This is a genomic window from Arsenicicoccus dermatophilus, from assembly GCF_022568795.1.
In the GTDB taxonomy this organism is placed as follows: Bacteria; Actinomycetota; Actinomycetes; order Actinomycetales; family Dermatophilaceae; genus Arsenicicoccus; species Arsenicicoccus dermatophilus.
Genome location: NZ_JAKZHU010000001.1, coordinates 2,783,780 through 2,798,484, shown reverse-complemented (window position 1 = coordinate 2,798,484; position 14,705 = coordinate 2,783,780). Strand labels below are relative to the sequence as shown.

At 74.3% G+C, this 14,705-nt stretch carries 12 protein-coding genes; 11 read left to right on the top strand and 1 reads right to left on the bottom strand.

All coding sequences use genetic code 11. From position 1 onward, the window contains the following. From MM438_RS12995 to MM438_RS12970, 5 genes are all read left to right on the top strand, one after another. The gene (locus MM438_RS12995) at positions 1 to 762 is read left to right on the top strand and encodes an ABC transporter ATP-binding protein (protein WP_241453084.1); all 762 of its coding nucleotides are present in this window, start codon (positions 1 to 3) and stop codon (positions 760 to 762) included. Between the two features lie 73 nt (positions 763 to 835). Further along, positions 836 to 2,317 (top strand): GGDEF domain-containing protein, encoded by a 1,482-nt coding sequence (locus MM438_RS16810; RefSeq protein ID WP_241453083.1) that lies wholly within the window; start codon positions 836 to 838, stop codon positions 2,315 to 2,317. Continuing rightward, positions 2,314 to 3,693 (top strand): GGDEF domain-containing protein, encoded by a 1,380-nt coding sequence (locus tag MM438_RS12985; RefSeq protein ID WP_241453082.1) that lies wholly within the window; start codon positions 2,314 to 2,316, stop codon positions 3,691 to 3,693. Before MM438_RS16810 ends, MM438_RS12985 begins: the two co-directional genes overlap by 4 nt. A 115-nt stretch (positions 3,694 to 3,808) precedes the next feature. Further along, positions 3,809 to 5,014 (top strand): alpha/beta hydrolase, encoded by a 1,206-nt coding sequence (locus MM438_RS12980; RefSeq protein ID WP_241453081.1) that lies wholly within the window; start codon positions 3,809 to 3,811, stop codon positions 5,012 to 5,014. Positions 5,015 to 5,714: 700 nt separating this feature from the next. Beyond that, a complete protein-coding gene (locus MM438_RS12970) occupies positions 5,715 to 6,821 on the top strand; it encodes a C40 family peptidase (protein WP_241453080.1) in 1,107 nt (368 codons plus the stop codon). 120 nt (positions 6,822 to 6,941) lie between these two features. Here the strand turns inward: MM438_RS12970 and MM438_RS12965 are convergent, their stop codons facing one another. Next, complete coding sequence (locus MM438_RS12965; protein ID WP_241453078.1) at positions 6,942 to 7,463, bottom strand: inorganic diphosphatase; 522 nt, start codon at positions 7,461 to 7,463, stop codon at positions 6,942 to 6,944. Between the two features lie 151 nt (positions 7,464 to 7,614). On the opposite strand from MM438_RS12965, the gene MM438_RS12960 reads away from it, so the two are divergent. The 6 genes from MM438_RS12960 (at position 7,615) to folE (ending at position 14,699) form a co-directional block, all read left to right on the top strand. Beyond that, positions 7,615 to 9,024 carry a D-alanyl-D-alanine carboxypeptidase/D-alanyl-D-alanine-endopeptidase gene (locus MM438_RS12960; protein WP_241453075.1) on the top strand — a complete coding sequence of 470 codons (1,410 nt, stop codon included), beginning with the start codon at positions 7,615 to 7,617 and terminating at the stop codon, positions 9,022 to 9,024. A 103-nt stretch (positions 9,025 to 9,127) separates the two neighbouring features. After that, complete coding sequence (locus MM438_RS12955; RefSeq protein ID WP_241453074.1) at positions 9,128 to 10,225, top strand: zinc-dependent metalloprotease; 1,098 nt, start codon at positions 9,128 to 9,130, stop codon at positions 10,223 to 10,225. 1 nt (position 10,226) lies between these two features. Then, positions 10,227 to 11,240: a tRNA lysidine(34) synthetase TilS gene (gene tilS / locus MM438_RS12950; protein ID WP_241453070.1), complete on the top strand. Its 1,014-nt coding sequence runs from the start codon at positions 10,227 to 10,229 to the stop codon at positions 11,238 to 11,240. Between the two features lie 104 nt (positions 11,241 to 11,344). Then, a complete protein-coding gene (gene hpt, locus MM438_RS12945; RefSeq protein WP_241453066.1) occupies positions 11,345 to 11,896 on the top strand; it encodes a hypoxanthine phosphoribosyltransferase in 552 nt (183 codons plus the stop codon). A 126-nt stretch (positions 11,897 to 12,022) separates the two neighbouring features. Beyond that, the gene (ftsH, locus tag MM438_RS12940; RefSeq protein WP_241453064.1) at positions 12,023 to 14,098 is read left to right on the top strand and encodes an ATP-dependent zinc metalloprotease FtsH; all 2,076 of its coding nucleotides are present in this window, start codon (positions 12,023 to 12,025) and stop codon (positions 14,096 to 14,098) included. Next, positions 14,091 to 14,699: a GTP cyclohydrolase I FolE gene (gene folE / locus MM438_RS12935; RefSeq protein WP_241453054.1), complete on the top strand. Its 609-nt coding sequence runs from the start codon at positions 14,091 to 14,093 to the stop codon at positions 14,697 to 14,699. The genes ftsH and folE overlap by 8 nt, the downstream gene beginning before the upstream one ends. Positions 14,700 to 14,705: the final 6 nt, after the last annotated feature.

Sequence of the window (14,705 nt, the reverse complement as noted above, 5' to 3'; positions counted from 1 at the left end):
ATGACCCTCACCACCAGCCGTACGACCCCTCTGGGCGCCGTCCTCGACCGCCCGGCGGCGGCCCTGACCCTCGACCGGGTCACCGTCCGCCACCCCGACGGGGTCGCCGAGGACGGCACGCCCCGGCACCTGCTCGCCCTGGACCAGGTGTCGCTGGCCGCCGACCCCGGCACGGTCACCGCCGTCGTCGGACCGTCGGGGTCCGGCAAGTCCACGCTGCTGGGCGTGGTCGCGGGCCTGGTCGTGCCCGACGAGGGCACGGTCACCGTCGGCGGCACCCGCCTGGACGGTCTGGGCGAGGACGGACGCACCCGGCTGCGCCGCGACCGGGTCGGCATCGTCTTCCAGCAGCCCAACCTGCTGGCCTCCCTGACCGCGGTGGAGCAGCTGACCGTCGCCGCCCACCTCGCGGGGGACCGCGGGGCCGAGCTGCGGGGGGCACGCGAGCGCGCCCGGCTGCTGCTCGACCGGGTGGGCCTGGGCGGCCAAGGGGACCGTCGCCCGCACCAGCTGTCCGGCGGGCAGCGGCAGCGGGTCAACATCGCCCGCGCCCTGATGCGGACCCCGGCCGTGCTGCTCGTCGACGAGCCGACCAGCGCCCTGGACCACGAGCGCTCCCGGGCGATCGTCGACCTGCTCGCCGAGGTCACACGGGAGACGGGCGTCGCGACCCTGCTCGTCACCCACGACCTGGAGACCACGGACGTGGCCGACCGGGTGGTGACGCTCAGGGACGGACGCCTCGTCCCGCCGAACGGCTGAGCCCGGCCCGGCATACCCCTGAACAGGGGTCGCTGACGCTCCGCCGCACGGCCTAACTACGTAGAGTGAAAGGGTGAGCACGTCAGTCGGCCTCCGCCCCCAGCGCGCTGCGGCCCGCTGGCCCCAGGTCACGCCTCCGCACCGGCTGCTCGCGGTGCTCGTGGCCTTCGTCGCCGCCACCCTCGTGCTCATCGGCGCCTACTGGCTGCTGCCCGACCTGCCCTCCAGCAGCATCGCCTTCGCCGCCTCGCGGATCCTGTCCACGGTGGCCTTCGCCGCCGGTGCGCTCACCTCGCGGCGGGGCTTCCGACAGGACTGGCTGCTCATGACCGGGGCGATCGCCGTGTGGGCGGGCGGCGACCTGACCGCGGCGATCCGGGTCTACACCCACGGGATGGTGGGGGACTGGCGCCTGGAGGGGATGGGCTCCCTCGTGGCCTTCGCGCTCATGGGCGTAGGGGTCCTCCGGCTCGCCCACCGGGACGGCTTCGTCGCCGGGGCCGCAGTCACCCTGGACGCCGCCGTCTACGTCGTCGCGGTCGCGCTGCTGTGGTGGGTGATGGTCGGCCAGCAGGTGCTCGCCCACCACCAGGCCCACCCCTCCGAGGTGCTCCTCGCGAGCATCGGCCCGTTCGGCGACGCGCTGCTGCTCGCCGCGGCCACGGCGATCATCAGCTCCCGCAACGCGCACGCCCTCTCCTCGCGGGCCCTGGTCCTCATGGCGGCGGCCGCCCTCGTCGGCGACCTCGGCTTCGGCCGCTCCGTGAGCGGCCCGGAGCAGGTGCTGCCCCACTGGGTGCCGGCGGTGTGGATGGCGCAGTTCGCGCTCGCCGCCGTCGCGGCGCTCAGCTCGGGCCTGGTCGCCGAGGACTCCCGCTCCCGGCTGTCCGCGCTGGGGGTCACCCTCACGACCTTCGCGATGGGCGGCCCCCTCGTCGCGACCGTCCTGAGGTCCTACCGCGGCGACGAGCCCCTGCACCCCGCCACGCTGCCCGTCGTCCTCACGGGCACCCTGGCGATGATCCTGCTGGTGTCCTACCGCGTGCTGCTGGTCGTGCGCCAGCTCGAGTCGCAGGCCGAGGAGCTGGTGACCACCGCTCGCACCGACGAGCTCACCAGCCTGCCCAACCGGCGCGCCGGACGCCACCTGCTCGAGGACGCCATCGACGAGGCCCGCGCCCAGGGGCGCCCGCTCGCCGTGGCACTGCTCGACCTGGACCACTTCAAGGCCTACAACGACGCCCACGGCCACCAGGGCGGTGACCGGCTGCTGCAGGAGGCCGGGCGGTCCTGGACCGCCGCGCTCGGCGACCGCGGCCTGGTCTACCGGTACGGCGGGGAGGAGTTCGTCGTCGTCCTGCCCGGCCACACCCTCGCCGACGCCGAGCCGCTGCTCGACGCCATGCGCCTGGCCACGCCGCTCGGCGAGACCTTCTCCGCCGGGCTGGCCGAGCTGCGTGCCGGGGACGACGCCCAGCGCCTCGTGGGTCGCGCCGACGCCGCGCTGTATGCCGCCAAGGCCGCCGGACGCGACCGCACCACGGCCAGCGCATGATCCGACTCGTCGTCGTGCTGGCGATCGTCGCCCAGGCCGGCCTGTGGCTCGTCCCCGGTCGGTGGGGCGTGACGGTCGTCGCAGCCTGCGCCGCCGCCTGCCTGGTCGTCCTCGCCCGCGCCGGTCTGGCCCGACCCACGCACCGTCACCAGGGGAAGCGCCTCGTCGAGGGCGGCGTGCTGCTCGGCCTGGGGACCATGGGCGGGGCGCTCGCCGAGCCGTGGACCGGCAGCCCCCGCTGGGGGCCGGCCGCCGTCGTGATGGTGGTCGGGTCCGGCCTGCTCGCCTGGGGCATGATCGGGGTGGCCCGACGGGAGGGCCTGCTCCCCGACGCCGCCGTGGGCCTGGAGTCGGTCGCCACGGGCGTCAGCCTCCTCGTCGGGTGGTGGGCGCTGACCGGCTGGCAGGCCGTCGCCGCAGCCCCCCGCTGGACCTCCCTGGCGGCCCAGGTCTATCCCCTCGGCGCCGCCGCCCTGCTGACCGGGCTGATCGTGCTGCTCGGGTCCCGCCGCGGCAGCGACGGGATCTGCCTCGCGCTCGTCGCGGCGGCCGCACTGATGATCCTGGGCGACCTCGCTCACGGCCTGGCCAGCATCGGGGTGCTGGCCGAGACCCCTGCCGTGGCCCTGTGGTCGTGCGGGCTGGCGGCGCTCGCGGTGGCACCGCTGCTCGAGCGTCCGGACCGGGAGCCTCGCCTGTCCGCGGTGTCCGGGGCCGGCGTCGTCCTGCTCCTGCTCTCGGTGGTGCTGCCCGGCGCCATCCTCGTCGTGCGCCGGGCGACCCTGGGCGAGGCGGTCACCCCCACCACCGCAGCCGTCGTCATCGGCGGCTTCCTGGTCGCGGCCCTGCTGGTGGCCGCCCGGCTCCTGCACCTCGTCCGCCTCGTCGAGGCCCAGCACGAGCAGCTCCACCAGACCGCCCGCACCGACGAGCTCACCGGCCTGCCCAACCGCCGGGCCGGCGACCGCATCCTCGCCCGGGCGGTGCGGGAGGCCCGTCGCCACGGCACCTGCGTCACCGTCGCGATGATCGACCTCGACCGCTTCAAGGAGTACAACGACAGCCGAGGCCACCAGGCCGGTGACCAGCTCCTGCGCCGGGCCGGACGCGCCTGGGACGCCGAGCTCGCCGACCGCGGCACCCTCGCCCGGTACGGCGGCGAGGAGTTCCTCGTCGTGCTGCCCGGCACCGAGCCGGACCAGGCCGTCACGATCCTCGCCGCCATGCGCAACGCCACCCCCCGGCACCAGAGCTTCTCGGCCGGCCTCGCCGCGTGGCAGCCCGGCGAGGACGTCCCGACCCTGCTGCGGCGGGTCGACCAGGCACTGTATGCCGCGAAGAAGGCCGGACGGGCCCGCACGATCGCCGCCGCGTGACGGCATACGGACTGCTCCGGCGTGGTGCTGCACACCCGATGCCCAGCAGGTCTGGTTAGCATCCCCGGCAGGACGCGAAGGGGCGCGTCGTCGCACGGTTCGAGAGGTGGCCCGAATGCAGCCGACATCACGCATGTTCATCCTGCTGGTCCTGGCGCTGGGTCTGGCCGTGCCGGTGCTGGTCGGGGTGCTGTGGTGGCGGCGGGGCGGCGCGTCCCGGCGCCGTCGGGCCGCGGTCGCCGGAGGCCTGGCGGCGGCCGTCGTGCTGTCGCAGGCGCTCGCCGTCGTCGGCGTCGCCGCCGTCCTCAACCGCCAGCTCGGCTTCTATCCCACGTGGGCCGCGCTGTCGGGGGCGCTGACGGACCAGGACCCGCTCGCCGGCATGGCGGGCCCGGTCGGCCAGCAGGAGGTCCTGAGCAACGGGGAGCTCAGCACCATCGCCACCCGCGGCTGGGGTGACCACCGGGTCCAGCCGGCCGCGGGCAACGGCAGCTATCGCGACTACCTCGTCACCGGGATCAAGGCGCGCACCACCCAGAAGGTCGTCGTGTGGATGCCCCCGGGCTACGAGAAGGCCGCGGACGCCAAGGGGTTGCCGGTCCTGCTCGTGCTGGGCGGGGCCTACGTCACGACGGACTTCGCCGCCAACGGCCTCCGCTTCGGGGACGTCGCGGGCCCGATGGTGCGGTCCGGGCAGCTCAAGCCCTTCGTGGCGCTGCTGCCGGAGGTCAACATCAAGATGCCCCACGACACCGAGTGCGTGGACTTCCCCGGCGGGCCGCAGGCCTACTCCTGGCTCGCCTCGGACGTGCCGTCGTGGGCGGTGAGCACCCTGCACGTCGACCACGCGCGCGACAGCTGGGCGGTGATGGGCTGGTCGCTCGGCGGCTACTGCGCGGCGAAGCTGACGGTCGGCAGCCCGCAGCTGTTCCGCGCGGGCGCGGCCATCCAGGGTTTCTACGTCCCGTGGCCGGACGGCACGACGGGGGCGCTGTCGGTCGACCTCGCGCACAGCGAGGAGCTCCGGCACCAGAGCGACGTCGCGTGGATGGTGCGCAACCGACCGGTCCAGGACCTGCGCCTCCTGGTCATGTCCTCGCCCACCGACCCGCAGAGCTGGCCGGCCACCGAGGCCTTCCTCAAGGCCACCCAGGGGGTCCCGGGGATCACCCCGCTCGTGGTGCCCGACCAGGGGCACACGCTGAACGCCTGGCGGGCCACGCTGCCGACGGTGCTGCCGTTCCTGCTGCAGGGCCAGGGGGCCGCGGCGCCGTCCGCGGGCGGCGGTCCGGACGCCGGTGGGAGCACCGTCCGTCCCTGATCGCGGGGCCGGGGCCCTCGGACCGATGCGGCACCACCATCCGGGGGACCCCGTTATGGATTCGTTATCTCTACTGGTCCACCCGAGCGTAACCGCTCCGTATCTCTCCGTGACCTGCGGGAATGCCGCGATGCACCGCTCAGGTGACATCCAGTGTTCACAACCTCACCACTCGTGAGGAAGCTGAGGGGCCGACGGATGTCTCCGAGCCGCCGCGCGCCCGCCGCAGATCTGCCTACTCTCGATGACGTCACCGCCCTGACCAGGGCGTCTGCGGGGTCGCGCCAGCCAGTGGCGCCCGGATCATCACATGAGGGGGCAGGTCCGTGCAGTCATTCGCGTGTGCGCGTCGTCGCGCCGGGCGCGCCGCTCGGGTCGTCCTGTGCGGAAGCGCCGCACTGTCCATCGCACTCGGGATGGCGGACCCCGTCGCGGCCGCGCCGGCCCCCGTGAAGCCGACCACCAGCCCGGCTCCCACGCCCCGACCGAGCCCCAGCCCGGCTCCCACGCCCGCTCCGAGGTCGACCCCGACAGCTGCGTCCAAGCCTGCTCCGGCGCCCGTGCCCAAGCAGGCCTCCGCGTCTGCGCCCAGGCCCGCTCCGGTGCCTTCCCCCGGCCGGCTCCTGGTCCCGCACCGGCGCCGCCCGTGGCCGTAGCCGCCCCGGCACCCGCGCCGGTCGCCCTCCCCGTTGCACCACCGATGCCGAGCGCCGCCGAGCTCCAGGCCGCGGCCGCCGACCTCGCGACCCGCCAGGCGCGCGCCGCCCAGGCCGCCGCCGACTACGCCACGGCGACCCGCCAGCTCGAGGCCCTGCGGGAGGCTGCCGCCCTGGCCGCCGAGCAGTACAACGGCACCAAGGTCCGTCTGGACACCTCCACCCGCACCTTCCGCCAGGCCGACGCGCGGGCCCGGGCGGCCGAGACCACCCTCGCCGCCGCGCAGGTCAACCTGGGGCGCATCGCCTCGCAGACCTACGAGGCCGGCAGCCAGTCGCTGGCGGGTCTCGAGGCCTTCCTCACGCCCGGTGGCCCGGGGTCCGCCCTCGACCAGCAGGCCGGCCTGGCCACCCTCGGGCAGCTGCAGAGCGACGCCGTCCGCAAGGCCACCACCGACGCCGGGGTCGCTCGGGAGCTGCGCCGCGCCGCCCGTCGCGCCAACGACCAGCGGGTCGAGGACGAGCGCGCCGCCGCGGCGGCCCGGGACCGGGCCGCGGACGCCGTCCGCCAGGCCGAGCTCGCCGCCGTCGCGCTGCGCGCCGCCCAGGACGCCGCCCTGCTCGAGCTCGCCCGCGCCAACCAGACCACCGTCGCCCTGGAGCGCCGGCGCCAGGACGCCGTCATCGCCCGGGCGGAGCGGGACGTCGCGGTCCAGCGCCAGCTCGCCGCGTACGCCGGGGCGGGCGGGGGGACGGGCCGGGCGTCGCTGACGGTCGCGGCCCCCGACCCACGGGCCCAGCAGGCGATCGACTTCGCGATGGCCCAGCTGGGCAAGTGGTACCTGTGGGGCGGTTCCGGCCCGGACCGGTGGGACTGCTCGGGCCTGACCCAGGCCGCCTGGGGACGGGTGGGCGTGCGCATCGACCACTACACCGGCTCCCAGTGGAACCAGACCGACCACCTGCCCCTGGACCAGCTGCAGCCCGGCGACCTGGTGTTCTTCGGCACGAGCGTGTCCTCGATCCACCACGTCGGCATGTATCTCGGCAACGGGATGATGATCAACGCGCCGCACACCGGCGCCCGGGTCCGGATCGAGTCGATGTACTGGAAGGACCTGCTGCCGTACGGCGGTCGCGTGCGTGGCTGAGGACCGGCATACGGCCTGACCTCTCGTCGGGAGCGCGGAGCCGCGCACCGGCCCGGACCGCGGCAGAGCCCGGCACCTCCGTGACGGAGGTGCCGGGCTCTGCCGTCCGCGCGGGGTGACTCAGTGGCCGTGCGGGGCGGGCCAGCGCAGCGTCGAGATGTTGTTGTCCTTGGCGCGCTGGATCGCCTCACGGACGATCTCCTCGGCGCGCTCGCGGCCGGCCCAGAAGGCCCCCTCGACGGACTTGCCCGGCTCGAGGTCCTTGTAGGTCTCGAAGAAGTGCTGGATCTCCAGGCGGTCGAAGTCGCTGATGTGCTCCAGCTCGGTGATGTGCTCCTTGCGGGGGTCACCGGCGGGGATGCACAGCAGCTTGTCGTCGCCGCCGGCCTCGTCGCGCATGTGGAAGACGCCGATGGGGCGGGCGGAGACCACGCAGCCGGGGAAGGTCGGCTCGTCGAGCAGCACCAGGGCGTCCAGCGGGTCGCCGTCCTCACCGAGCGAGTCGTCGACGTAGCCGTAGTCCGCCGGGTAGCGCGTGGAGGTGAAGAGCATCCGGTCCAGGCGGATGCGGCCCGACTCGTGGTCCACCTCGTACTTGTTGCGGTTGCCCGACGGGATCTCGATGGTGACGTCCAGCTCCACTGGTGGCCCCTTTGCGTGGCTCTCGTGCAGCGGCGGGGGAGAACTCCTACGCTGCAGATCGGTCGACGTGATCGTTGCAGCACAACCTACCGAAGCAAGAGGGGTGACCGTGCGTCGGATGACGCTATTGACCGGCCTGGCAACGGTCGGTGTGGCCCTTGCCACATATGGCGTCGCGGATGCCCACGACGTCGTCCCGGGCATCCTCACCATCGACCCGGACCCCAGCGCCCTGGCCAGGGCCCGCCCCACGCCGCAGGCGCAGGACGGCGACCCCGCGACCCCGCGCGTGCCGCTGCCCACCCCGATCGCGGCCGGCCCGGCGGCCGGACCCGGCCGGGTCCCCACCACCGCGGGCCTCGCCGCGACCCTGGCGCCCCTCGTCCGGGACCCGCGGCTCGGCACGGTGTCGCTGACGGTCCGCGACGGCGTGACCGGGGCCCACCTGCTGGACGTCGCCGCGGACACCCCGCGCACGCCCGCGTCCACCACCAAGCTGCTCACCGCCGCCGCGGTCGTCCACGAGCTCGGGCCGGACACCCGCCTCACCACCGCCACGGTCCTCGCCCCGGACGGTGCCCTCGTGCTGCGGGCGGGCGGCGACATGCTGCTCGGTCGCGGCGAGTCCCGGCCCGGCGCCGTCGAGGGCCAGGCCGGGCTGGCCACCCTCGCCCGGCAGACCGCGGCGGCGCTGCGCGCCAAGGGGATCACCTCGGTGGCGCTGCGCTACGACCCCGGGGTGGGCGGCCCGGACTTCGCGCCGACCTGGGACCCGAGCTATCTGGGGGAAGGGATCGCCGGGCGCGTCACGTCGGTGGGTCTCGCCGACGCGCTCGTCGAGTCGGGCACGGCAGCCGCGGCCGACCCCGTCGCCGATGTCACGGACGTCCTGCGGGAGGGCCTCGCCGACGCGGGGATCACGGTCACGGGGCCGCTGGTCCGGGTGGCCGCCGGGGCGACGCCGGCGGCCTCGACGCCCCTGGCCGCCATATGGTCCGCGACGGTCGCCGACCAGATGGCCGTCGCGCTGGACCGCAGCGACAACGCGCTCACCGAGGCCCTGGCCCGCCGGGCCGCGGTGCACGCCGGCGCCGTCGCGGCCGCCAAGGCCGACTTCGCCCCCGTCGCCGCGTGGGTGCAGGCGTCGCTGTCCCGGCAGGGGCACGACGTGCGGGGGCTGAGGCTCGCAGACTCCTGCGGTCTCTCTCCCGGCACGCTGGTGCCCGCCCGCCTCGTCGGCGACCTGCTGACCGCCGGCAGCACCGGGCGCGATGCCGGCCTGGCCCGCGTCGTGGCGGACCTGCCCGTCGCGGGGCTGAGCGGGACCCTGTCCGGGCGGTATGTCGAGGGGCCGGCACGCGCCGGAGCCGGGCTGGTCCGCGCCAAGACCGGCACGCTGACGGGCACGAGCTCGCTGGCGGGGACCGTGGTGGACATGGAGGGGCGGACCCTGGCCTTCGCCGTGCTCGCCAACGACGTCCCCGCCGCCACCGGGACGTTCGGGGCCCGGGACGCGCTCGATGCCCTCGCGTCCCGGCTCGCCGCCTGCGGCTGCCGCTGAGCCTGCCGACCACGGCCACCGACGACCCGGCCCGTCGGGCCGCCTGCCACCGGACCGGGGCTCGCCCGGGAACGGATCGGCCCCCCGCGGGGTTGTGATGGACATGAGCCCGAACGAGCCTGTCCAGGACGCCCCGGCCGTCCACGCCCCGGGGACCACGCCGGAGCTGGTCGACTGGGACTTCGCCGCCGCCACCGGTCGCCGCCTCGTGCCCCGCGGCCCCCAGGTCACCCCGGCGGAGGCCACCGACGCGGTGCAGACCCTGCGACGCTGCGCCGCGGAGTCCGCCCGGCACGTCGCCGACACCGCGCGGATGCATGCCCCGGCGAGCGCCGAGCCCGCCCGGGTCCTGGACCGCGGTGGCTGGATCGACGCCAACGTCGAGTCGATGCGCGGGATGCTCGCGCCGGTCACCGACAAGCTCCTTGCCGCCCGATCCACCGAGATCGGCCCGGCCGCGCTCACGCTCGGAGGCAAGGTCACCGGCGGCGAGACCGGCGCGCTGATGGCCTTCCTCGCGAGCAAGGTGCTGGGGCAGTACGACCTGGCGCCCGGCGGCACCCCCCGCCTGCTGCTCGTCGCCCCCAACGTGGTCGAGGTCGAGCGCGAGCTCGGGGTCGACCCCACCGACTTCCGCCGCTGGGTGTGCCTGCACGAGGAGACCCACCGGGTGCAGTTCACCGCGGTGCCCTGGCTGCGGCAGCACATGCTCGACCGGACGCGCGAGCTCTCGGTCAGCCTGGTGCCCGACCCCGGCCAGCTGGCGGCCCGCCTCGCCATGATGGTCCGCAACCTGCCGGCCGCCGTGGCCGAGGGCGGCAACGGCCTGTCCGACCTGGTGACCACGCCGGAGCAGCGCGAGGAGATCGCCCGGATCACCGCCATCATGAGCCTGCTCGAGGGCCACGCCGACGTGGTCATGGACGACGTGGGCCCGACGGTCATCCCCACCGTCGACACCATCCGCGCGAAGTTCGACGAGCGCCGCGGCGGACGCTCCGACGTCGACCGGATCATCCGGCGCCTGCTCGGCCTGGAGGCCAAGATGCGGCAGTACTCCGAGGGGGCGACCTTCGTCCGCGGCGTCGTGGACGCGGTGGGCGTGGACGGATTCAACGAGGTGTGGACCTCGCCCGAGACGCTGCCCACCCCGGCCGAGATCGGCGACCACCGGATCTGGCTCGCCCGCGTCCACGGCTGACGTGGTCGGACCCCCGCCGGGCGTCGCCGCCGTCCGCCTCGCCGTCCGGCGCCACCTGGACCAGCTCCCCGAGGGGCTGGTCCTCGTGGCGTGCAGCGGCGGGACCGACTCGCTCGCCCTGGCCTCGGCGGTCGCCTTCGAGGTCGACAAGACCGGCCGGGCGGCGGGGGCCGTGGTCGTCGACCACGGCCTGCAGGACGGCTCCGTGCAGGTGGCCGCCCAGGCCGCCGACCGGTGCCGGGACCTCGGGCTGCACCCCGTCGTGGTGCGCCGGGTCGAGGTGCGGGCGGGAGCCGGCGGCCCCGAGGACGCGGCCCGCACCGCCCGCCACGGCGCGCTGGCCGAGGTCGCCGCGCAGCTGGGGGCCGTCGCCGTGCTGCTCGCCCACACCCGCGACGACCAGGCCGAGCAGGTGCTCCTCGGGCTGGCCCGGGGGAGCGGGGCCCGGTCGCTCGCCGGCATGCCCCCGGTCCGCGGGATCGTCCACCGACCGCTCCTCGGCGTCACCCGGGAGGACACGACGGCCGTATGCCGGCACGACGGCCTCACCCCGTGGGCGGACCCGCACAACGCCGATCCCACCTACGCCCGGGTGCGGGCACGGGCCCTGATGCCCCTGCTCGAGGAGCAGCTGGGCCCCGGCATACGGGATGCCCTGGCGCGCAGCGCCGCGCTGCTGCGGGCCGACGCCGACGCCCTGGACGCCCTGGCGCAGGACTGGTTGGCCGCACGTGCGGCGGGCGCCGCCGTCCCGGACGGGACCGTCACCACCCTGCCCGCCGCGGAGCTCGCCGCCCTCTCCCGCGCCGTCCGCAGTCGGGTGCTCCACCGGGCCGCCCTGGCCGCCGGGGCCACCCCAGGTGCCCTCACCGCCGCGCACGTCGACGCCCTGGACGCCCTGGTCACCCGCTGGCGGGGCCAGGGTCCGGTCGCCCTGCCCGGGTCCGTGACCGCCCGCCGCACTAGCGGGCGCGCCGGGCAGGTCGAGCTGGAACGTGACCGGCGCTCGGGCTAGGCGCACCGCAGGAGGCCCTGGGCACGGCATACTCGTCTGTGCACGTCGCACCGGGGCGGACCTCCCGGGGCGCGCAGCTCACCCCCGACCCCCGAGGAGACGCAGTGGAATCCCGCCACATGGGTGACGACCTGGCCAAGGTGCTCTTCACCGAGGAGCAGATCCAGGCCCGGCTCGCCGAGCTGGCCGAGCAGATCTGGCGCGACTACGAAGGCAAGGACGTCCTCCTGGTGGGGGTGCTCAAGGGGGCGGTCATGGTGATGGCCGACCTGATGCGGCACCTGCCCGGCAGCGTCGAGATGGACTGGATGGCGATCTCGTCCTACGGGTCCGGCACCAAGTCCTCCGGCGTCGTGCGCATCCTCAAGGACCTGGACACCGACATCAGCGGCCGGCACGTGCTCATCGTCGAGGACATCATCGACTCCGGCCTGACCCTGTCGTGGACCCGGTCCAACCTGGAGTCCCGGGGCCCCGCGAGCCTGGAGATCATGTCGCTGCTGCGCAAGCCCGACGTGGTCAAGGTGCCGATCGACGTGCGCTACCTCGGCTTCGACATCCCCGACGAGTTCGTCGTGGGCTACGGACTGGACTACGCCCAGCGCTACCGCAACCTGCGTGACATCGGCACGCTGGCTCCCCATGTCTACCGCTGACGTGGGGGAACACCTCCCCGGGCTCGGTCGTTGAGCCACACGGCGATGCCCGGACCGGGCGCCGCCGACCTATCGGCCTCGGCCGCAGTGTGAGCAGGAAGGGACGGGGTCGCTCCCCGCACGTACATGGATCTGAAGCGCATCTTCCGCAGCCCCTGGTGGCTCGCCGTCCTCGTGGCCGTCGCCCTCATGGGCTGGATGGCGATCGGTGAGAGCTCGGACTTCCGCGAGATCGACACCTCGCGCGCCGTGCAGCTCATCAAGGAGAAGAAGGTCGAGTCGGCCAAGGTCGTCGACGGCAACCGGGTCGACCTGACCTTGAAGAAGGGCAGCGAGTTCTCCGACGGCGCCAGGATCAAGGACGCGCGCCAGGTGCGGGCCCACTTCATCGACGCCCGCGGCCCCGAGATGGTCAGGCTGCTGGACGAGAACACCCCCGAGCAGGGTTACAACGAGGAGCCGCCGACCAGCTCGCCGTTCCTGGCGCTGCTCGGCTACCTGCTGCCGCTGCTGCTCTTCGGCGCCTTCGCGTGGTTCATCATGAGCTCGATGCAGGGCGGCGGGAGCAAGGTGATGCAGTTCGGCAAGTCCAAGGCCAAGGTGGCCACCAAGGACATGCCCAAGGTCACCTTCGCCGACGTGGCGGGCTCCGACGAGGCGGTCGAGGAGCTCCAGGAGATCAAGGAGTTCCTCGTCGAGCCGGACAAGTTCCTGGCCGTCGGGGCCAAGATCCCCAAGGGCGTGCTGCTCTACGGCCAGCCCGGCACCGGCAAGACCCTGCTCGCCCGTGCGGTCGCGGGTGAGGCGGGGGTCCCGTTCTACTCGATCTCCGGCTCGGACTTCGTGGAGATGTTCGTCGGTGTGGGTGCCTCGCGCGTCCGCGACCTCTTCGAGCAGGCCAAGGCCTCGGCCCCGGCCATCATCTTCGTGGACGAGATCGACGCCGTGGGTCGCCACCGCGGCGCCGGACTCGGGGGCGGGCACGACGAGCGCGAGCAGACCCTCAACCAGCTGCTCGTCGAGATGGACGGCTTCGACCCGCGCACCAACGTCATCCTCATCGCGGCGACCAACCGGCCCGACATCCTGGACCCGGCGCTGCTGCGTCCCGGCCGCTTCGACCGGCAGATCGCCGTCGAGGCGCCCGACATGCTCGGCCGTCACCAGATCCTGCAGGTCCATGCCAAGTCCAAGACGCTGGCGTCCGACGTGGACATGATGGCCGTCGCCCGTCGCACCCCCGGCATGACCGGTGCCGACCTGGCCAACGTGCTCAACGAGGCCGCGCTGCTCACGGCCCGCACGGACCAGAAGCAGATCACCAACGCCACCATCGACGAGGCCATCGACCGGGTCATCGCCGGGCCGCAGAAGCGCACGCGCATCATGTCGGCCAAGGAGAAGAAGATCACCGCCTACCACGAGGGCGGGCACGCCCTCGTCGCCGCGGCGATGCGGCACACCGACCCGGTCAGCAAGATCACGATCCTGCCGCGCGGGCGGGCCCTCGGCTACACCATGGTCCTGCCGCTCGACGACAAGTACTCCACGACCCGCAACGAGATCCAGGACCAGCTGGCCTATGCCCTCGGCGGGCGGGTCGCGGAGGAGATGATCTTCCACGACCCGACGACCGGCGCCTCCAACGACATCGAGAAGGCCACCGGCCTGGCCCGCAAGATGGTCATGGAGTTCGGCATGTCGGAGCGGGTCGGCGCGGTCAAGCTCGGCCAGTCCGGCGGCGAGGTCTTCCTGGGCCGCGACATGGGGCACGGCAAGGACTACTCCGAGGGCCTGGCGGCCGTGGTCGACGCCGAGGTACGCCGCCTGATCGAGGACGCCCACGACGAGGCCTGGCACGCCCTCAACGACAACCGCGACGTCCTGGACCGCCTCGTCCTGGAGCTGCTGGAGAAGGAGACCCTGGGCCGCGAGGAGCTCGAGGTGATCTTCGCCGACGTCGTCAAGCGCCCGGAGCGCCCGATCTGGCTGTCCAGCGAGGAGCGCCAGGTGAGCCACCGCCCGCCGGTGCTCACCCCCGCCGAGCGGGCCGCCCTGCAGCACGGCGCCGGTGACCCCTTGCGGGAGCAGGTGGGTGACCACCCCGACCCCGACCGGGAGCACCCGCCGACCCAGGTGATCGAGACCCCGCCGGGGGGCTTCGTCGACCCCGGCTACCGGGTCCCCGACACCGATGTCTGAGCGCACCGGCACCGACGTCCTCGGCCGGTGCATCGACCACGCGCGGGTCGAGGCGGCGGTGCGGGAGATCCTGCTGGCCGTCGGCGAGGACCCGGACCGCGACGGGCTGCGGGACACCCCGGCGCGGGTGGCCCGGGCCTACGAAGAGGTCTTCGCCGGCCTGCGCCAGGACCCGGGGGCCGCGCTGGACGCGGTCTTCGAGATCGGCGGTCACAGCGAGCTCGTCATGGTCCGGGACATCGAGGTCTACTCCACCTGCGAGCACCACCTCGTGCCCTTCCACGGCGTCGCTCACGTGGGCTACATCCCGGGCAAGGACGGGCGGGTCACCGGGCTGTCCAAGCTCGCCCGCCTCGTCGACGTCTACGCCCGGCGCCCCCAGGTGCAGGAGCGGCTCACCACCCAGGTCGCCGACGCCCTCGTGGAGCACCTCAACCCCGGCGGCGTGATCGTCGTCATCGAGTGCGAGCACCTGTGCATGTCGATGCGCGGCGTCCGCAAGCCCGGGTCGCGCACCATCACCTCCGCCGTCCGCGGCCAGCTGCGCGACCCGGCCACCCGGGCCGAGGCCATGCAGCTCGCCCTCGGCGGCCGGGGCTGAGCGGGT